We start from the raw sequence: 17,746 nt of genomic DNA, 5'->3' as shown, positions 1-17,746 counted from the left end.
GGTGCGCTGACGCCTCGCCGGCCACACAGCGTAGCTTCCATGATCTTCGTACCCGCAGCCGATTCCCCGCTCCGGCGGTGGGCCAGGCAAGATGGGGGCGTGACCCTCATCGATCAGCTGCCGCCGACCGCCGACCCCGACGCCCTGTACGAGGCTTTCGAGTCCTGGGCCCAGGAGCGCGGCCTCACCCTCTATCCCCACCAGGAGGAGGCGCTGATCGAGGTGGTCTCCGGGGCGAACGTGATCGTGTCGACGCCCACCGGGTCCGGCAAGAGCATGATCGCCGCGGGCGCGCACTTCGCCGCGCTGGCCCGGGACGAGGTCACCTTCTACACGGCGCCGATCAAGGCCCTGGTGTCGGAGAAGTTCTTCGAGCTGTGCAAGCTCTTCGGCACCGAGAACGTCGGCATGCTCACCGGCGACGCCTCCGTGAACGCGGACGCGCCCGTCATCTGCTGCACCGCCGAGGTGCTGGCGTCGATCGCGCTGCGGGACGGCAAGGACGCGGACGTCGGCCAGGTCGTCATGGACGAGTTCCACTTCTACGCCGAGGGGGACCGCGGCTGGGCCTGGCAGATCCCGTTGCTGGAACTCCCCCAGGCCCAGTTCATCCTGATGTCGGCCACTTTGGGCGATGTGTCCTTCTTCGAGAAGGATCTCACCCGCCGCACTGGCCGCCCCACCTCGGTGGTCCGCTCCGCGACCCGCCCGGTGCCCCTGTCCTACGAGTACAAGCTGACCCCGCTCACCGAGACGCTCACCGATCTGCTGGAGAGCAAGCAGGCCCCGGTGTACATCGTGCACTTCACGCAGGCGCAGGCCGTGGAGCGGGCGCAGGCGCTGATGAGCATCAACATGTGCTCGCGCGAGGAGAAGGACCAGATCGCCGAGCTGATCGGCAACTTCCGCTTCACCACCAAGTTCGGCCGCAACCTCTCCCGTTACGTACGGCACGGCATCGGCGTCCACCACGCCGGCATGCTGCCCAAGTACCGGCGTCTGGTGGAAAAACTCGCCCAGGCCGGACTGCTTAAGGTCATCTGCGGCACGGACACGCTCGGCGTGGGCGTCAACGTGCCCATCCGCACGGTGCTGTTCACAGCGCTGACCAAGTACGACGGCAGCCGGGTGCGCACCCTGCGGGCCCGCGAGTTCCACCAGATCGCGGGCCGGGCCGGCCGGGCCGGTTTCGACACCGCGGGGCTCGTGGTCGCGCAGGCGCCGGAGCACGTGATCGAGAACGAGAAGGCGCTGGCGAAGGCGGGCGACGACCCGAAGAAGCGGCGCAAGGTGGTGCGCAAGAAGGCGCCGGAGGGCTTCGTCGGCTGGACGGAGAACACCTTCCAGAAGCTGATCGAGTCGGAGCCGGAGCCGCTGACCTCGCGTTTCCGGGTGACGCACACGATGCTGCTGTCGGTGATCGCCCGTCCGGGCAACGCCTTCGAGGCGATGCGCCACCTGCTGGAGGACAACCACGAGCCGCGCAAGCAGCAGCTGCGGCACATCCGCCGGGCCATCGCGATCTACCGCTCGCTGCTCGACGGCGGAATCGTCGAAAAGCTCGACAAGCCCGATACCGAAGGCCGGATCGTCCGGCTCACGGTCGACCTCCAGCAGGACTTCGCGCTGAACCAGCCGCTGTCCACGTTCGCCCTGGCGGCGTTCGAACTCCTCGACCCCGAGTCGCCGTCCTACGCCCTCGACATGGTCTCCGTCGTCGAGTCCACCCTGGACGACCCGCGGCAGATCCTCGTCGCCCAGCAGAACAAGGCGCGCGGCGAGGCCGTGGCCGCGATGAAGGCGGACGGGGTCGAGTACGAGGAGCGCATGGAGCGCCTGCAGGACGTCACGTACCCGAAGCCGCTGGAAGAACTGCTCTTCCACGCCTACAACACCTACCGCAAGAGCCACCCGTGGGTCGGCGACCACCCGCTGTCGCCGAAGTCGGTGGTCCGGGACATGTACGAGCGGGCGTTGTCCTTCACGGAGCTGGTGTCCTTCTACGAGCTGGCCCGCACCGAGGGCATCGTGCTGCGTTACCTCGCCAGCGCCTACAAGACCCTGGACCACACCATCCCGGACGACCTGAAGTCCGAGGACCTGCAGGACCTGATCGAGTGGCTGGGCGAGATGGTGCGCCAGGTGGACTCCAGCCTGCTGGACGAGTGGGAGCAGCTCGCCAATCCGGAGGAGATGACCGCCGAGGAGGCCCAGGAGAAGGCCGACGAGGTCAAGCCGGTCACGACCAACGCCCGCGCCTTCCGGGTCCTCGTCCGCAACGCCATGTTCCGCCGCGTGGAGCTGGCCGCCCTGGACCAGGTCGAGGAACTGGGCGAGCTGGACGCCGAGTCCGGCTGGGACGCCGACGCGTGGGGCGAGGCGATGGACAAGTACTGGGACGAGTACGACGACCTCGGCACCGGCCCCGACGCCCGCGGCCCCAAGCTCCTTGTCATCAAGGAGGAGCCGGAGCACGGGCTCTGGCGCGTCCGTCAGATCTTCGACGACCCCAACGGTGACCACGACTGGGGCATCAGCGCGGAGATCGACCTCGCGGCCTCCGACGCCGAGGGCCGTGCGATCGTCCGTGTCACCGACGTCGGCCAGCTGTGAGCCGTTCACGGCCAGTGGCAAGCCAAGGAGAAACCCATCGATGACGAATCCGGCCGAGAGACTGGTCGACCTGCTCGACCTGGAGCAGATAGAGGTCAACATCTTCCGTGGCCGCAGCCCGCAGGAGTCCCTCCAGCGGGTCTTCGGCGGCCAGGTGGCCGGCCAGGCGCTGGTCGCCGCCGGCCGCACCACGGACGGCGATCGCCCGGTGCACTCACTGCACGCGTACTTCCTGCGCCCCGGCCGGCCGGGCGTGCCGATCGTGTACCAGGTGGAACGGGTCCGCGACGGGCGTTCCTTCACGACGCGCCGGGTCACGGCCGTGCAGCAGGGCCGCACGATCTTCAATCTGACCGCCTCCTTTCACAAGCCTGAGGAAGGACCTTTCGAGCACCAGTTGCCGCCGGCCCGCGAGGTGCCGCACCCGGAGTCGCTGCCGACGGTCTCGGAGGAGATCCGCAAGCACCTGGGCACCCTGCCGGAGCAGTTGGAGCGGATGGCGCGCCGCCAGCCCTTCGACATCCGCTACGTCGACCGGCTGCGCTGGAACCCCGCGGACATCAAGGGGGCCGAGCCGCGCAGCGCCGTGTGGATGCGCGCGGTGGGGCCGCTGGGCGACGACCCCCTGGTGCACACCTGCGCGCTGACCTATGCCAGTGACATGACCCTCCTGGACGCGGTCCGCATTCCGGTGGAGCCGCTGTGGGGTCCGCGCAACTTCGACCTGGCCTCGCTGGACCACGCCATGTGGTTCCACCGGCCCTTCCGCGCGGACGAGTGGTTCCTCTACGACCAGGAGTCCCCGATCGCCATCGGCGGGCGCGGACTGGCGCGCGGACGCATCTACGACCTGGAAGGACGACTGCTCGTATCGGTCGTCCAGGAGGGTCTGTTCCGGGCGCTGTAGCCCCCGCGGCCAGGACTCCGCGGTGAGGCGTTCACACCCGCGCGGCCTCTGTACGTCTCAGGCTTCTGCGCCGGAGCCAGGCCCGCAGACCGCGGGGCGATCGCTGCGGTCCGGGCCGTGCCGGCCCGTGGCCCCGTGGTGCGGTCGGTGGCGCCGACCGCACCGCCGGCCTGGTGACGGGCATCGGCTCGGCGGGCCGTACCACCGGCTCGCAAGACCGCGCCGTCGGCCACATGGGCCGTGCCAAGGGCTCCTCGGCTCTCGCGACCGGCTCCGCGAGTCGTCTCGTCGACTCCGAGGAGGAGCTTTCCGGTCCCGGTGACGACGACGCCGGCTTCGGGAATCTCGTCGTCTCCTGCGCGGGTCCCGTCACCGTACGGGCCATCGGCGGGATAGGCCGTGGAGCCGCGCGGATCACCGGTGGAAGGGGGTGGGCGACGGGTGAGACGCCGCGGGCCTCGTCGACCAGGCGCGCCAGCTCGCTGCGCAGCCAGCCGATCTCGTCCGCGTCCTGCGCCGTCGTGATCCGCTCGGCCGTGTGCGTGGCGGGTGATCCGGGGACGCCGTGCCCGGGTGGCGTGGGCCGGGACCGGTTCAGCCACGCCCGCTCGTACGGGTCCTTGACGATGTCCGCGACGTCGACGGGCGGGAGGAATGTGGCCACGGCCCCGGCGCGGGCCCAGGGGTCCTCGGCCCGCCGGAGCAGGAGTCCGAGATGGCGTCCGCGCCAGTTGCGCGCCCGCAGGTCCACTCCCGCCGCCAGCTGACCGCGCAGTGCCTCGGGCGTGCGCCCCTTGAGCAGGTGCGCGTTCTCCGTTCCGGTCGCGAACTGGCGTAGCTCTTCCGCCAGATAGAGCCAGACCACGGTGCGGTAGCGGTTGAGGTAGAACGCGGCGGGCACCAGCAGGCCCAGGCGGGCGAGCCGGGTGAACCTGCCGGCCGGGATCTCCATGAGAGCGGCCCCCTCGGCCGTCCCCACGACCCGCACCCGGTCCAGGAGGGACTCGGGGAAACCGTCCTGGGCGCGGACGCGCTCGATCTCCGCGCGTTCCACGCGGTGACCCCCTCCCCCGCCCTCGTCCGGCACGGTGCGGATGCAGCCGAGTTGCACGGCGCGGTCGAAATCGCCTCGCTTGAGCCCCAGTTCGCGGGCGGCGTGGCCCGGCTTCAAGGTGTTGGGGCGGGTGGGATCGAAAAGGTCGGCCGACATGGTCGTACTCCCCCGTGGAGTCTTGGCTCACGCCCTGTACGTTCGCCGTGCACTCACCGTAGCCGGTTTCGCCGTGACTCGTTCGGAGCCTGTGGATAACTCCACGGGGGATGGAAAACCCGCAGGTCAGGCGTCCGCCTTGGGTGTTCGCTCGGGTTGCCTGGCATCGATGCCGAGGTGTTCGCCGACCCGGTTGACGAGCAGGGTCATCTCGTAGGCGATCTGACCGATGTCGGCTTCCGCCCCGGTGAGCACGCACAGACAGCTGCCGGTGCCGGCCGCGGTCACGAACAGCACGGCATCGTCGTACTCGATCATCGTCTGACGCACCCTGCCCGCGCCGAAGTGCCGTCCCGAGCCCTTGGCCAGGCTGTGCAGTCCGGACGCCACGGCGGCCAGATGCTCGGCGTCCTCACGGCGTAGGCCCGTGCTCGCCGCGGTGACCAGCCCGTCGTTCGACAGGACCAGCGAGTGGCGGACGTGGTCCACCCGCTCGGTCAGATCGTCCAGGAGCCAGCCGAGGCCCTGGTTCTGCGCCATGTCCCTCTCCCCGTGTGATGTCTCCCCCTGGCTGGAGGAACTCTCCGCCAGCCTTCCCCACCTCCGGCGTGCGGGCAAGCAGGATGGGCGCATGGCAGAGAAGATGACCGATGAGGAGTGGCGGGCGTTCGTCTCGGACGGCACCCGCACCGGCAAACTGTCCACCGTTCGCGCCGACGGGAGCCCCCATGTGGCTCCGGTCTGGTTCCTCCTCGACGGAGACGACCTGGTGCTCACCACCGGCAAGGACACCGTCAAGGGGCGCAATCTGACCCGTGACGGCCGGGTCGCCCTGTGCGTGGACGACGAGCGTCCACCGTTCCACTTCGTGGTGCTGAACGGCGAGGCCGAGGTGTCGGAGGATCTGGCCGAACTCCGTCAGTGGGCCACCCGGATCGCGGCCCGCTACGTGGGCGAGGACGACGCCGAGGAGTACGGCGCCCGCAATGGCGTTCCGGGCGAACTGCTCGTGCGTGTCAGCATCGACAATGTGGTGGCGGTACGGGATCTCGCGGCCTGAGCCGCGGGAACGCGCTTCGCGGTCCCGGCGCTGACCCGCGGCGCCGGCGAAGGCCGGGCTGCGGTGCGGAATCATGCGGAGCATGAGCGACGACCACACACATGTCCAGGAATTCTTCACCGCCCGGGCCGCCGACTGGGACAGCCGGTTCCCGGATGACGGCCCTGCCTACGCGGCAGCCGTCGCCGACCTCGGATTGCGCGAGGGGGACCGCGTTCTGGACGCGGGTTGCGGCACGGGGCGGGCCCTGCCGCCACTGCGGGCCGCCGTCGGCCCCTCCGGCGTGGTCCTGGGGGCCGACCTGACCCCGGCGATGCTTGGAGCCGCCGTACGGGCCGGCCGGCACCGCGCGGGACGGCTGCTGCTCGCGGACGTCGCCGCACTGCCGCTGCGTTCGGGCTGTCTGGACGCCGTGTTCGCGGCCGGTCTGATCGCCCATCTGCCGCATCCGGCGGAGAACCTGCGGGAACTGGCCCGCGGGGTGCGGCCGGGCGGGGTGCTCGGGCTCTTCCATCCGATCGGCCGTGCGGCCCTGGCCGCACGCCAGGGCCGCCGGATCACCCCCGACGACCTGCGGGCCGAGGCCAATCTCCGGCCGCTGCTGGCCCGTTCGGGCTGGCGGATGACGTCGTACGTGGACGAGGACGCCCGTTTCCTCGCGCTCGCGGTGCGCGAGGACTGACCGCCGCGCCGTATCAGACCGTTCCGGCGACGGCTGCCGCGAAGGCGCCGGGGTTGTCGAACATGACGTTGTGCCCGGCGCCGGGCACCGTCACCACGCGGACCCCGGCGGCTTCCAGGCTCTCGCGGCCCGCGAGTTCGCCGCCGTCCTCGCCCTGGAGGAAGATCCGGTCGGCGGACAGTCCCTCCAGGAGCGTGCGCATCACGGGGCTGGAGCCCCGGCACAGGCCGACGGCGCTGCGGTGCAGGGCGCGCGGATCGGTCAGCCGCATGGTGGCCGCCCAGAGCGGGCCGACCGCGTCCAGCACGCGCGCGTACCCCTCCTCGACGAACTCCTCTTCGTCGTAGGCGGCGATACCGCTGCTGGCGGCGGTCGACGGCGGAAAGGCGTCCAGGTTGGCCTCTGTCAGCACCAGTCGGGAAACGAGGTCGGGCCGCCGGTGAGCGAGGACGATGGCCACGGCACCGCCCATGCTGTGCGCGATCAGTTCGGCGTCCGCGACTCCGGCCGTGTCCAGCGCGACCGCGACCGCGTGGGCGTGGTCGTCCAGGGTGTAGCCGAAGTCCTGGGGGCGGTCGCTCGTGCCGTGTCCGGGCATGTCGATGAACAGGCCGCGTCGGCCGACCAGTTCGGGCCGGGCGGCGATGTGGGCGTGGTAGACGGCGGACATGGATCCGAGTCCGTGCAGATACACCCGGGCGGGCTCCGTCCCGGGCACCTCGGTCCACCGGATGTGGCTGCCCCTGCTGTCGAACGCGGCCTGCCGCATGTGCCCCTCCCCTTGTCGCTACGACGCCGCACAATACCTCGGTCACGAGGTATACCGTCAAGGCGGTACTGGAATGACGATGTACCCTGCGGAAGAATGCGGGCATGCTCGAGCTCGCCATCCTGGGATTCCTGTACGACGCGCCACTGCACGGATATGTGCTGCGCCGCCATATCGCCGCGCTCACCGGACATGTGCGCCCCGTGGCGGAGAGCACGTTGTACCCAGCGATCAAGCGGCTGGAGAAGGCGGGCCTGCTGGTACGGGCCACCGAGCCCGGGGCCGTCGCGGCGCCGCGCCATGTGCTGACGCTGACCGAGGAGGGCGGGCGCGAGCTGATGCGCCGGCTCGCCGAGCCCGCCCAGCGGGAGATCACCGACGAGAACCACTGGTTCACGCTGCTGGCGTTCCTGCGGCACTTGGACGACCCCGCCGCACAGGCGTCCGTGCTGCGTCGCCGGCTGGCCTTCCTGGAGGAGCCGGCGAGCTTCTTCTACGACGGCGACCGTCCGCTGAGCGCCGAGGAACTGGACGACCCCTTCCGGCGGGGCGTCCTCACCATCGCGCGCGCCACGAGCCGGGCGGAACTGGCCTGGCTGCGGGACACCCTCGCGTCACTCGACGGGGTCGGCCGCTGACGTGTCCCGGTGCCGCACCGGGCAGCCGCGCAGCCCGGGAACGGGACGGGTCCCCAGATCGGCCACGCGGTAGCCCTCGGGGTAGCCCTTGATCTCCCGGTTCTGACGCGCGAAGTGCGGGCTGCGGCGCGGCGGCAGGAGCCGGACCAGCCGGCCGCGCGTCCACACGGCCCGGCGCACCAGCGCGGTGGCCGCCGCGCCGGGTTTCGGATAACGGAAGGCGCGCAGCAGCGACTCGTCGAGCAGGGCGAGCGTCACCGTGCGCAGCAGCGGGGCCAGGGGGCGGGGGTACCAGGAGGCCATCAGGGCGAGCGTGGCGTCGGAGACCTGCCGGGCCTCCTCGTCCCAGCCGAAATGGGCCTCTTCGTAGGAGTCGAGAAGGGCTTCGAACTCCTCGTAGGTCCGGGGGATGTCCGGGATGCCCATGTGCCGGCCGAGGGTGCGGTAGTACTCGGTGGTGGCGACGATCTCGTGGCGGGACAGCCGCCGCCAGCCGTAGGTGTCGATCCAGCGCCTGGGCACCACCACGAAGGTGCTCAGCACATAGCGCATGTCGTCGTCGCTGATGTCGTAACTGCGGTGCATCTGGTTGATGCGGCGGATCGCCGTACGCCCCTGCTCCGCGGCGAAGCCGTGTTCCACGACGGCGTCGAGGAGGAGTGACGTGTCGTCGTACCGCTTCTGCGTGCGCTCGGTCAGTTCCGCCGTCCGCGCGAGCAGGCGGCCGATGCTCGGTACCGCGTAGGTGCGGTACAGGGCCAGTTCCAGGGCGCGCGTGTAGTCCCAGGGGAACTCCAGGGACACGCTGATCCGGTAGATCTCCGGTGCGTCCGCCACCGGGTCCAGCCGACGGATCCGCTCCAGTTGCTCGAACCGCTTCACCGCGTCGTCCCCTTCTGCCGCCGGAACTCCAACTCTACGTTGTGGTGCAGCAGATGGGCGATCAGCACTGACTGGTTCGGGGAGAGGGGGGTCCGGGTGTTCGACGCGATCCGCAGGTACACCGACAGGTTCCGCGCCCCCGCGCAGGCGCGGCCGGGCGACGTCCGGGAGAAGGGCGCGCACAACTTGTTCGAGGCGGCGGCCGTCTATGTGGCCGCGCGGGCGGAGGGCGACGAGGACCGGATCGAGGAGGCGGCGGCCTGGATGTCGCCGGAGGCGCTGTCCTTCGGGGTGAGCGAGCCAGCCTGCCGGGCGGTCGTGGCGCTGACCTGGTCGGGGAACTCGCTGGCCAGTCCCCGGCCGGTAACCCTCGTCGACCTCGGCTTTCACGCTGGGCTGCAGGCGGAACGGCTCGGCGATGCCCTCGGTGCGCACACAGGTCTGGTCGTGCGACGGCCGGGCCGCGTCCCGCCGGACCACAGGGTGCGGCCCCGGTGAGGGTCTTGATGGTGTTTTGCCTGCGCTTGACGAAGACGAAGGCCCGCCTGCCGGGCCTGTGGGCCCTGGAGCGCCGGACTTTGGTCTCGGTGCCGTCTTGCACAGGGTGATGTTCTCGGCGGCGTAGGCGAAAGCGTCCTCCAGGATGTGCCGTCGCGGGCCGGACCGGTCAGGGGTGGCGAATCCCCGCTCCGCCAGGAGCGGGCGGATCTCACTGATGGCGCGGCCGATGGTGGAGGAGCCCACCTGGTAGACCACGCTGGGGGCCTCGTGGGTGAGGACGGTGCGCAGGTGAACCAGGGCGCCAGCAGCCGGTCGGTGAAGACCAGTTCGTACTTCGGCCCGGCCCCGGCCTGCCGTCGGCGGGCGCCCCGGCGCCGCTCGTGCCGCTCGGACGCGCAGCGCGTTCCCCGCCTGGCGCGAGTTCTTCGGTCAATTCGCCGAGATGTTGGCGTGGGAAGCCACAGAAGGCAGGAGGGGCCATTGCCGCGCCGGGCCTGCTTGATCTGCACGCATCAAGAACCCGCCTGGCCATCGTCATGTCACGGCCTGCCCGGGAGGCTGGTCAGACCCGGTCCAGGGGCCGGTGCGGACCACTGGGAAGTTCCATGTCGATCGTGTCGCCAGGCCGCACCACGCCGCCTTCCCTCACGATGCTCATGATTCCGGCTTTGCGCACGATGTTCCCCTCCTCGTCGCGGCCGACGACCTGCTTCAGCAGCCCGTCCTGGAAGTTGTCGATCTGCAGGCAGGGGTTGCGGAGGCCGGTGACTTCCAGGACCGCGGAGTCACCGACGCGCAGCAATGTGCCGGCCGGCAGACCGAGCAGATCGATGCCGCGTGTGGTGATGTTCTCGCCGAGTTCGCCGGGCGCCACCTTGAACCCTTCTTCGCCGACCTCGGCGAAGAGCTCTTCATGAATGAGGTGGACTTGGCGCAGATTCGGCTGAGTGGGATCCTGCGCGACGCGCGAGCGGTGCTTGACCGTCACACCAGCGTGAACGTCCCCCTCCGCACCAAGCCCAGTGAGCAATCTGATGCTGTCCCGGTTCGGCTTGGTGAACGAATACTCGCCGTTGCTGCTGACAGCCGTCACTCTCCCGCTCATACCTCGGAACCCCCTCGTCGGTAACCGCGATCAGCCACTAGCCTAGCCCTCGCCCCTCAAGGCGCAGCATCCACGATCAATTACGGGTGGGGTCGTAAGCGGAACTCTCGCCTCCCAGTGTGGTCGTTTCGCCCTTTCCCGGTGGAAACCCGCAGCTCCGCGTGGTGTCCGAAGCCGTGACAACCGGCTTGCGCTCGCACTAGGGTGCGCGCCGACGGACCAACCACTGGGAGGCAGGGATGGCCGGGACGGACGATATGGCCGTCGCCGCCGCGGACGACGCGCTGTATGTGCTGACGGCGGTGCTGCTGACGCCGGCGCAGTTCCCGAGCGTGCTGGGCGACGACTACCCGGCGGCGTGCGCGGTGCTGGGTCTGCCGCCGCTCGCCGACGGGTACGGCCTGGTGCTGGGCCAGGACGGGGACGGTGCTCGCTGGACGGTCGTCATCGACGACGTCGCGCTGGTCGCCGTGGCGATCGCGTCCTGGGACTGCGGCATGGAATACGAGCTGTCTCCGGACGAGGGCGCGGTCGTGACCGCCCTGCCGGGGTGGCCCCTGGCCGTCGCCGTCGCCGCGCCCGGGGTCCCCGCGCCGCACGATCCCCCCGCCGAGACGGCGGGCCGACCGGCGCTGAGCCCGCCGGACACCGGCTCCTGGGGGCCCGCCCAGCGCCGTCTGGGCGCCGACGAGATCGCGCTGCGATGGGCCGCGTGGCGGGAGCAGATCGACGACGCCGACTTCCGCGCACCCGGCGAACCGGCGAAGGACGCGCCGCCCGCCCCGGACGGCGAGGAGGGCCCCGCGCGCGGCGGCCACGCGGGCGTCCGCCGAGTGCTCGCGGAGGCGCGCGCCTACGTCGACTCCCCGCCGCCGCTCGGACGGGTGCGCTCGTCGTTCGCCCCGGGTGACGCCCGTACGCTGCGTGCCGACGGGCCCGGCTGGTCGCTCGTGGCCCGCACCGACGACATCGCGTTCGTCCTGCTCGACGACGAGCCCGGCGAGGTCCATCCGGTGGGCCGGGGCCCCGAACTGCCGGGCCTGCTGGCAGCTCTCGACAAGATGGCCGTACGCCCCCTGTAAGACTCGGCAGCCGTACGACACCTGTCGGCCCCGGGAGCACCCGCCCCCGCGCGCTGGCGCGGTCCCCGTGGCCCCTGCCGGCCGCCACGGTCACCGCGCCCGCCGACCGCCTGTCGCGCGCCGGCGCCTCAGCGGCCGAGTTCCTTGCGGGAGACCCGGCGGACCCTGCGCCGCTGCGAGGGGTCCAGGGCGAGGTACGCGACCACCGGCACCCCGACCACGATCAGGAACGCCGCCCACCAGGGCAGCCATATCAGCAGGAGGAGCCCGACCGCCACGCCCCCTACGGCGATCTTCGCGTTCTTGGACATCGGCATCGCCTCCTTCGCGGCCGCTGCCGCACTCTGTTCTGGAAAACGACCTCCCGCTGCCGGCAGTTCCGGCCCCGGACGCTGACTCATCCCTGAGATATGCCCCTAATGGCTGCCCGGGGACCGGTCAGGGGCAGGACCCACCCGGGTGGCATTCCCGTTGAGCGGCAGTCGCCGGGCCGTTCCGATGAGTCGCGGACGTCGGCCGTTCACGCGTTTGTCGTTCGGTGTTCCTTCCGGAGCCCAATCGTGGCCGCTGCCAACGATCTTGCTCCCAGGAGGCCCGATGTCCCCGTCCGCCGCGCGTCGCCGCGTCCACCGTTCCGTCGCCACCGGTCTGCCCCTGGCCCTGGCCGCCGTCCTCGTGGCCGCGGGAACGGTCGCGGCGGCGCCGTCCAAGGAGGCCGGTGTCGTGCGCACGGCGACGCTCGGTGAGATCCCGCTCGGCGCGTTCAGCAACGCACTGCTGCCGGGCAGCGTGGCCGACGACCACGGGGTGCGGCTCGGCGGCATCGGCAGCGACATCTACCCGGCGGGCCGCAAGGGCGAGTACTGGACGGTGACCGACCGCGGGCCCAACGGCCAGATCAAGGTGGACGGCAAGAAGCGCCGCACCTTCCCGGTGCCGGGCTTCGACCCCGCGATTGTGAGGATCCGGGTCTCCAAGGACACCGTCAAGGTCATCGACGCGATACCGCTCACCACCTCCTCGGGGAAGGCCGTCACCGGGCTGCCCGACCAGCGTGGCCGGGACGAGGCGCCGTACACCTACGACGCGAGGACGCCGCTTCCCTACGACCCAAACGGCCTGGACACCGAGGGCGTCGTACGGGCCGGGGACGGAAATTTCTGGCTCGTGGACGAGTACGGGCCGTCCCTCGTGCACGTCTCCGCGCGCGGCAGGGTGCTCGCCCGCTATGTGCCCGAGGGGCTGGCCCTGACCGGTACGGACTACCCGGTGGTGGAGGCGCTGCCGTCGGTCCTGCTGCACCGCAAGACCAACCGGGGGTTCGAGGGGCTGGCGCAACTGCCCGGCGGCGACCTCGTGATGGCCCTGCAGAGCCCGCTCTCCCTGCCGGACGCAGACGCCGGTGACGCCTCGCGCACCACCCGTCTGCTGCGTTTCTCGCCGCGCGAGAAGGCCGTCACGGCCGAGTACGCCTACCGCTTCGACCCGGTCGGCGTGGTCGACCCGGGTGAGGACGACACCTCGGAGCTGAAGATCTCGTCGGTGGTGGCGGTCGGCCGCGACCGGCTGCTCGTCGAGGAACGCACGGACAAGTCGGCCCGGCTGCAGCTGGTCAGGCTGGGGCGCGGGGCGGACATCCTGGGCGGCCCGTGGGACGACGACACCACGTCCCCGTCGCTGGAGCAGCTGGACGATCCGGCGTCCGCCGGCGTACCGGTGCTGTCCAAGCGGCTCGTGGTGGACCTGGGCACGGTCGCCGGGGTGCCCGGGAAGATCGAGGGCATCGCGCGCGTGGACGCCGACACGCTCGCGCTCGTCAACGACAACGACTTCGGGATGACCGACGGGGAGGGCGCCTTCGACGCCCGGGGCCGTCTGGTCGACAGCGGGGTGAAGACGACGGTGGTGTACGTCCGTCTGCCCGGGAAGCTGTGACGGGCGCGGGCCGTCCGCGACACCGCGGACGGCCCGCGTCCCTCGGTGATCACCCCTGCCGCAGGGGTGATCGCCGGTACGCGCGCGTGGGCGTCAGCCCCGCGCCCCCAGCAGGTGGTCCATCGCCAGCTGGTCGAGCCGTTCGAAGGCCATGCCGCGCGCGGCGGCCGCGTCCACGTCGAAGTCCTCGAAGGCCGTGCGGTCGGCCAGCAGCTCCTGGACGCCGTCGGCCGCGGTCGGCTGGGCCAGCTCGTCCAGCCGCGACGCGCGCAGCGCCTCCTGCACCTCCGGGTCGGCGCGGAAGGCGGCCGCGCGCTCCTTCAGGATCAGGTAGTTGCGCATGCAGCCCGCGGCCGACGCCCACACGCCGTCGATGTCCTCGGTCCGCGGCGGCTTGAAGTCGAAGTGGCGCGGTCCTTCGTAACCGGCGCTCTCCAGGAGGTCGACCAGCCAGAAGGCGGCCCGCAGGTCACCGGCCCCGAACCGCAGGTCCTGGTCGTACTTGATGCCGGACTGGCCGTTGAGGTCGATGTGGAAGAGCTTGCCCGCCCACAGGGCCTGCGCGATGCCGTGCGGGAAGTTCAGGCCGGCCATCTGCTCGTGGCCGACCTCCGGGTTGACGCCGTACAGCTCGGGCCGCTCCAAGCGCTCGATGAAGGCCAGCGCGTGGCCGACGGTGGGCAGCAGGATGTCGCCCCGGGGCTCGTTCGGCTTGGGCTCGATCGCGAAGCGGATGTCGTAGCCCTGCGTGGTGACGTATTCGCCGAGCAGGTCGAAGGCCTCCTTCATGCGGTCCAGGGCGGCGCGTACGTCCTTGGCGGCCCCGGACTCGGCGCCCTCGCGACCGCCCCAGGCGACGTACGTCTTCGCGCCCAGTTCGACCGCGAGGTCGATGTTGCGGATGGTCTTGCGGAGGGCGTAGCGGCGCACGTCGCGGTCGTTGGCGGTGAACGCGCCGTCCTTGAAGACGGGGTGCGTGAAGAGGTTCGTGGTGGCCATCGGGACGGTCATGCCGGTGGCGTCCAGGGCCTGCCGGAACCGCTTGATGTGCGACTCCCGCTCGGTGTCCGAAGAGCCGAAGGGGATCAGGTCGTCGTCGTGGAAGGTCACTCCGTGGGCGCCGAGTTCCGCCAGGCGGCGCACCGTCTCGACCGGGTCGAGGGCGGGGCGGGTGGCGTCGCCGAACGGGTCCCTTCCCTGCCAGCCGACGGTCCACAGGCCGAAGGTGAACTTGTCCTCGGGGGTGGGCTGGTAGCTCATGGCGCGGCTCCTTGCTGCGTACGAGTATTTCGTCATGGCCGTTTACAAATTAGTATGCGCACGCACCGCTGGGAAGAGACAACATGTCTTTCGCCCACCAGATGTCTTCGTCACACAGCGCAGATGCCGCGGAGCCGCGGAAGAGGGAGAGTCCGATGTCAGCAGCCGAGGGTCCGCTCGTCGTCGGAGTGGACACGTCCACCCAGTCCACGAAGGCACTGGTCGTCGACACGGCGACCGGACGGATCGTGGCCAGTGGCCAGGCGCCGCACACCGTGACCAACGGGGCGGGCCGGGAGAGCGACCCGCGCCAGTGGTGGGACGCGCTGTGCACGGCGCTGCGCCAGTGCGGTGAGGCGGCGCACGAGGCGGCGGCCGTGTCGATCGGCGGCCAGCAGCACGGCCTGGTCACCCTGGACGAACACGGCGATCCGGTGCGTCCGGCGCTGCTGTGGAACGACGTCCGCTCCGCTCCGCAGGCCCGCCGTCTCGTCGAGGAGCTGGGCGGCCCGAAGGCCTGGGCGGAGCGCACCGGCAGTGTGCCCGGCGCGTCCTTCACGGCCACCAAGTGGGCCTGGCTCGCCGAGCACGAGCCGGAGGCGGTCCGCGCGACGAAGGCGGTCCGGCTCCCCCACGACTACCTCACCGAGCGCCTGACCGGCGAGGGCACGACCGACCGCGGCGACGCCTCCGGCACCGGCTGGTGGGCGTCCGGCACCGAGGCGTACGACGAGGAGACGCTGGCGCACATCGGCCTGGACCCGGCGCTGCTGCCCCGGGTGGCGCGTCCGGGCGAGGTGGTCGGCACGGTGCGCGACAGCCACGACCTGCCCTTTTCCAAGGGCACGCTGGTGGCCCCGGGCACCGGCGACAACGCCGCGGCGGCACTGGGCCTCGGCCTGCGGCCCGGCACGCCGGTGCTGAGCCTCGGCACCTCCGGCACGGTCTACACCGTCTCCGAGCGCCGCCCCGCCGACCCGACCGGCACGGTGGCGGGCTTCGCCGACGCGCGCGGGGACTGGCTGCCCCTCGCCTGCACCCTGAACTGCACCTTGGCGGTGGACCGGGTCGCGGCCCTGCTGGGCCTGGACCGGGAGGCGGTCGAACCCGGCGGCTCGGTGACCCTGCTGCCGTACCTGGACGGCGAGCGCACCCCCAATCTGCCGCACGCCTCCGGACTGCTGCACGGGCTGCGTCACGACACCACCGCGGGCCACCTGCTGCAGGCCGCGTACGACGGCGCGGTGCACGCGCTGCTGGGAGCCCTCGATCTGGTCCTGGACGCGGACGCCGACCGTGACACTCCGCTGCTGCTGATCGGCGGCGGGGCCCGGGGGACGGCCTGGCAGCAGACCGTGCGCCGGCTCTCCGGGCGGCCCGTGCAGATCCCGCAGGCCGGAGAACTGGTCGCGCTGGGCGCGGCGGCGCAGGCGGCCGGGCTGCTGACCGGCGAGGATCCCGCGGCCGTGGCGCGCCGCTGGAACACGGCCGCGGGCCCGGTGCTGGAGGCCGTGGAGCGGGACCGGTCGACGCTGGAGAGGATCACCGGGGTACTCTCCGACGCGGCCCCGCTGCTGGAGCGGCGGCCGGAAACCGACTGACCAGGCCGCCCGCCCCCCAGCCGGGCGGCAGACAGCGAGGATTGACGCAGGCATGACCGCACCGCTGCACGAGGCGCGCCCGCCGGGCACCGGGCGCGCTCTGCCGGACACCCAGCAGGGCATGCGCCGGCGCAATCTCGCCCGGGTGATGCACGCCGTCAGCGCGGAAGGGTCGCTGTCGCGGGCGGCGGTCGCCTCGCGGATCGGTCTGACGCGGGCGGCGGTGTCGACGCTGGTGGACGAGCTGATCCGGTGGGGCTTGCTGGAGGAACTGGGTCCCGAGCGGCCCGGCCGGGTGGGCCGGCCCGGGTCGGCGCTCGCGGTGAGCGGCCGGGGTCCGGCCGGGATCGGGGCCGAGATCGGCGTCGACCACCTCGCGGTGTGCGCGGTCGACCTGCGCGGCGAGGTGCGGGCGCGGGCGGTGCGGCGCGGCGGCAACCGGGGCCGGGCGCCCGAGCCGGTGATCGAGGAGCTGACGGCGCTGATCCACCGAGTGGTGGCGGATGCCGAACAGGCGGAACTGTGGCCCGCCGGGCTCGCGGTCGCGGTGCCCGGACTGGTGGCCAGGGACGGGCGGACGGTCGTACGGGCCCCGAACCTCGACTGGCACGACACCGACCTCGGGGCCCTGCTGCCCGGCGGCTGGCCGCTGTCCGTGGACAACGAGGCCAACTTCGGCGCCTTGGCCGAGCTGTGGCTCGGTGCCGGTACGCCCGGCGACTTCCTGCATGTGTCGGCCGAGATCGGTATCGGTGCCGCGGTCGTGGTGGACGGCCGGCTGCTGCGCGGCAAGCGGGGATTCGCGGGCGAGCTGGGCCATGTGCCGGTACGGCCCGACGGTCCTGTCTGCCCGTGCGGCGGCCGGGGGTGTCTGGAGCAGTACGCGGGTGAGGAGGCGGTGCGGCGCGCGGCCGGACTGGAGCCCCGGGAGGACCTGGTGGGCCTGCTCGCGGAGCGCGCCGGGGCGGGTGACGAGGGTGTGCGGGCCGCTCTGCGGGACGCCGGTACGGCCCTCGGCATCGCCCTGACCGGGGCGGTGAACCTGCTCGATCCCGAGACGGTGGTCCTGGGCGGAGCCCTGGCGGGTCTCTCGCCCTGGCTGCTGCCGGCGCTGGAAACGGAGCTGTCGGGCCGTTCGGCGGGCCCGGCCTGTCCGGTGACGGTGTCCCCGCTCGGGCCGCAGGGCCCGCTGCTGGGCGCCGCGCACTCGGTCGTCCGCGCGGTGCTGGACGACCCGGCGGTGGTGGCGGAACGATCCTGACGCCGCGCGGGCTGTTGCCCTGCTTCTCGGCGGGGCTGGGAAGGCGCGCGCCTGTGACGAGCCCGGAGCCGGGCCTCTTGGCCCTCCGGCCTCACCCGATCGAGTGGCCGAGTTATCCACAGGCGTCGGGTTGTCCACCGAACGGCCGCGCACCCTTCTGCCCAACCACCCCGCGCCGTACCGTGATTTCACGCGAGGCCGGCCGACGGTTCGTCATATCCGTGCGGTGGCCGCCGAGCG

16 protein-coding genes and 1 pseudogene are annotated in these 17,746 nt (G+C 71.7%); 10 read left to right on the top strand and 7 right to left on the bottom strand.

Annotation, left to right across the window (positions count from 1 at the left end):
- Positions 1 to 99 precede the first annotated feature (99 nt).
- Positions 100 to 2,613, top strand: coding sequence for a DEAD/DEAH box helicase (locus ACSURM_RS31540; protein ID WP_436959162.1), 2,514 nt, complete (start codon positions 100 to 102; stop codon positions 2,611 to 2,613).
- Between the two features lie 40 nt (positions 2,614 to 2,653).
- A complete protein-coding gene (locus ACSURM_RS31535) occupies positions 2,654 to 3,520 on the top strand; it encodes an acyl-CoA thioesterase (protein WP_436959161.1) in 867 nt (288 codons plus the stop codon).
- A 385-nt stretch (positions 3,521 to 3,905) separates the two neighbouring features.
- Here the strand turns inward: ACSURM_RS31535 and ACSURM_RS31530 are convergent.
- A pseudogene (locus ACSURM_RS31530) lies at positions 3,906 to 4,730 on the bottom strand (DUF6397 family protein); the annotation flags it as partial.
- 126 nt (positions 4,731 to 4,856) lie between these two features.
- The gene (locus tag ACSURM_RS31525; RefSeq protein WP_436959160.1) at positions 4,857 to 5,270 is read right to left on the bottom strand and encodes a roadblock/LC7 domain-containing protein; all 414 of its coding nucleotides are present in this window, start codon (positions 5,268 to 5,270) and stop codon (positions 4,857 to 4,859) included.
- Between the two features lie 91 nt (positions 5,271 to 5,361).
- On the opposite strand from ACSURM_RS31525, the gene ACSURM_RS31520 reads away from it, so the two are divergent.
- Complete coding sequence (locus ACSURM_RS31520) at positions 5,362 to 5,790, top strand: PPOX class F420-dependent oxidoreductase (protein ID WP_189993490.1); 429 nt, start codon at positions 5,362 to 5,364, stop codon at positions 5,788 to 5,790.
- An 82-nt stretch (positions 5,791 to 5,872) separates the two neighbouring features.
- Positions 5,873 to 6,472, top strand: a complete 600-nt coding sequence (locus ACSURM_RS31515; RefSeq protein ID WP_436959159.1) for a class I SAM-dependent methyltransferase — start codon at positions 5,873 to 5,875, stop codon at positions 6,470 to 6,472.
- Positions 6,473 to 6,485: 13 nt separating this feature from the next.
- Here ACSURM_RS31515 and ACSURM_RS31510 read toward each other — a convergent pair whose 3' ends face one another.
- Positions 6,486 to 7,241: an alpha/beta fold hydrolase gene (locus ACSURM_RS31510; RefSeq protein WP_436959158.1), complete on the bottom strand. Its 756-nt coding sequence runs from the start codon at positions 7,239 to 7,241 to the stop codon at positions 6,486 to 6,488.
- Positions 7,242 to 7,345: 104 nt separating this feature from the next.
- Here ACSURM_RS31510 and ACSURM_RS31505 point away from each other — a divergent pair, with 104 nt between their 5' ends.
- The gene (locus tag ACSURM_RS31505) at positions 7,346 to 7,879 is read left to right on the top strand and encodes a PadR family transcriptional regulator (protein WP_436959157.1); all 534 of its coding nucleotides are present in this window, start codon (positions 7,346 to 7,348) and stop codon (positions 7,877 to 7,879) included.
- Here ACSURM_RS31505 and ACSURM_RS31500 read toward each other — a convergent pair.
- Positions 7,856 to 8,761 (bottom strand): oxygenase MpaB family protein, encoded by a 906-nt coding sequence (locus ACSURM_RS31500; protein WP_436959156.1) that lies wholly within the window; start codon positions 8,759 to 8,761, stop codon positions 7,856 to 7,858. The genes ACSURM_RS31505 and ACSURM_RS31500 overlap by 24 nt on opposite strands.
- A gap of 96 nt (positions 8,762 to 8,857) precedes the next feature.
- On the opposite strand from ACSURM_RS31500, the gene ACSURM_RS31495 reads away from it, so the two are divergent.
- Positions 8,858 to 9,259, top strand: coding sequence for a hypothetical protein (locus ACSURM_RS31495; protein WP_436959155.1), 402 nt, complete (start codon positions 8,858 to 8,860; stop codon positions 9,257 to 9,259).
- 565 nt (positions 9,260 to 9,824) lie between these two features.
- Here the strand turns inward: ACSURM_RS31495 and ACSURM_RS31490 are convergent.
- On the bottom strand, positions 9,825 to 10,367 hold the full coding sequence (locus ACSURM_RS31490; RefSeq protein ID WP_436959154.1) for an MOSC domain-containing protein: 543 nt from the start codon (positions 10,365 to 10,367) through the stop codon (positions 9,825 to 9,827).
- A gap of 239 nt (positions 10,368 to 10,606) precedes the next feature.
- Here ACSURM_RS31490 and ACSURM_RS31485 point away from each other — a divergent pair, with 239 nt between their 5' ends.
- The gene (locus ACSURM_RS31485; RefSeq protein WP_436959153.1) at positions 10,607 to 11,449 is read left to right on the top strand and encodes a hypothetical protein; all 843 of its coding nucleotides are present in this window, start codon (positions 10,607 to 10,609) and stop codon (positions 11,447 to 11,449) included.
- 128 nt (positions 11,450 to 11,577) lie between these two features.
- Here ACSURM_RS31485 and ACSURM_RS31480 read toward each other — a convergent pair whose 3' ends face one another.
- Positions 11,578 to 11,760, bottom strand: a complete 183-nt coding sequence (locus ACSURM_RS31480; RefSeq protein WP_436959152.1) for a hypothetical protein — start codon at positions 11,758 to 11,760, stop codon at positions 11,578 to 11,580.
- A gap of 286 nt (positions 11,761 to 12,046) precedes the next feature.
- Here ACSURM_RS31480 and ACSURM_RS31475 point away from each other — a divergent pair, with 286 nt between their 5' ends.
- Positions 12,047 to 13,384, top strand: a complete 1,338-nt coding sequence (locus ACSURM_RS31475; protein ID WP_436959151.1) for an esterase-like activity of phytase family protein — start codon at positions 12,047 to 12,049, stop codon at positions 13,382 to 13,384.
- 93 nt (positions 13,385 to 13,477) lie between these two features.
- Here the strand turns inward: ACSURM_RS31475 and xylA are convergent, their stop codons facing one another.
- Complete coding sequence (gene xylA, locus ACSURM_RS31470; protein WP_436959150.1) at positions 13,478 to 14,644, bottom strand: xylose isomerase; 1,167 nt, start codon at positions 14,642 to 14,644, stop codon at positions 13,478 to 13,480.
- Between the two features lie 155 nt (positions 14,645 to 14,799).
- Here xylA and xylB point away from each other — a divergent pair, with 155 nt between their 5' ends.
- Both xylB and ACSURM_RS31460 read left to right on the top strand, forming a co-directional pair.
- Positions 14,800 to 16,245: a xylulokinase gene (gene xylB, locus ACSURM_RS31465; protein ID WP_436959149.1), complete on the top strand. Its 1,446-nt coding sequence runs from the start codon at positions 14,800 to 14,802 to the stop codon at positions 16,243 to 16,245.
- 52 nt (positions 16,246 to 16,297) lie between these two features.
- Positions 16,298 to 17,506: an ROK family protein gene (locus tag ACSURM_RS31460; protein ID WP_436959148.1), complete on the top strand. Its 1,209-nt coding sequence runs from the start codon at positions 16,298 to 16,300 to the stop codon at positions 17,504 to 17,506.
- Positions 17,507 to 17,746 lie beyond the last annotated feature (240 nt).

It is taken from the genome of Streptomyces sp. SudanB182_2057, from assembly GCF_964272715.1.
Classification (GTDB): Bacteria; Actinomycetota; Actinomycetes; order Streptomycetales; family Streptomycetaceae; genus Streptomyces; species Streptomyces rubradiris.
This window is presented reverse-complemented; position numbering and strand designations above follow the sequence as displayed.

Excerpts from the sequence above, each read along its gene's own strand:
- ACSURM_RS31520 (WP_189993490.1), top strand. The coding sequence starts at position 5,362 with ATGGCAGAGAAGATGACCGATGAGGAGTGGCGGGCGTTCGTCTCGGAC.
- ACSURM_RS31510 (WP_436959158.1), bottom strand. The coding sequence starts at position 7,241 with ATGCGGCAGGCCGCGTTCGACAGCAGGGGCAGCCACATCCGGTGGACC.
- ACSURM_RS31480 (WP_436959152.1), bottom strand. The coding sequence starts at position 11,760 with ATGTCCAAGAACGCGAAGATCGCCGTAGGGGGCGTGGCGGTCGGGCTC.
- xylB (WP_436959149.1), top strand. The coding sequence starts at position 14,800 with ATGTCAGCAGCCGAGGGTCCGCTCGTCGTCGGAGTGGACACGTCCACC.
- ACSURM_RS31525 (WP_436959160.1), bottom strand. The coding sequence starts at position 5,270 with ATGGCGCAGAACCAGGGCCTCGGCTGGCTCCTGGACGATCTGACCGAG.
- ACSURM_RS31475 (WP_436959151.1), top strand. The coding sequence starts at position 12,047 with ATGTCCCCGTCCGCCGCGCGTCGCCGCGTCCACCGTTCCGTCGCCACC.
- ACSURM_RS31490 (WP_436959154.1), bottom strand. The coding sequence starts at position 10,367 with ATGAGCGGGAGAGTGACGGCTGTCAGCAGCAACGGCGAGTATTCGTTC.
- ACSURM_RS31535 (WP_436959161.1), top strand. The coding sequence starts at position 2,654 with ATGACGAATCCGGCCGAGAGACTGGTCGACCTGCTCGACCTGGAGCAG.
- ACSURM_RS31505 (WP_436959157.1), top strand. The coding sequence starts at position 7,346 with ATGCTCGAGCTCGCCATCCTGGGATTCCTGTACGACGCGCCACTGCAC.
- ACSURM_RS31515 (WP_436959159.1), top strand. The coding sequence starts at position 5,873 with ATGAGCGACGACCACACACATGTCCAGGAATTCTTCACCGCCCGGGCC.
- ACSURM_RS31485 (WP_436959153.1), top strand. The coding sequence starts at position 10,607 with ATGGCCGGGACGGACGATATGGCCGTCGCCGCCGCGGACGACGCGCTG.
- xylA (WP_436959150.1), bottom strand. The coding sequence starts at position 14,644 with ATGAGCTACCAGCCCACCCCCGAGGACAAGTTCACCTTCGGCCTGTGG.
- ACSURM_RS31460 (WP_436959148.1), top strand. The coding sequence starts at position 16,298 with ATGACCGCACCGCTGCACGAGGCGCGCCCGCCGGGCACCGGGCGCGCT.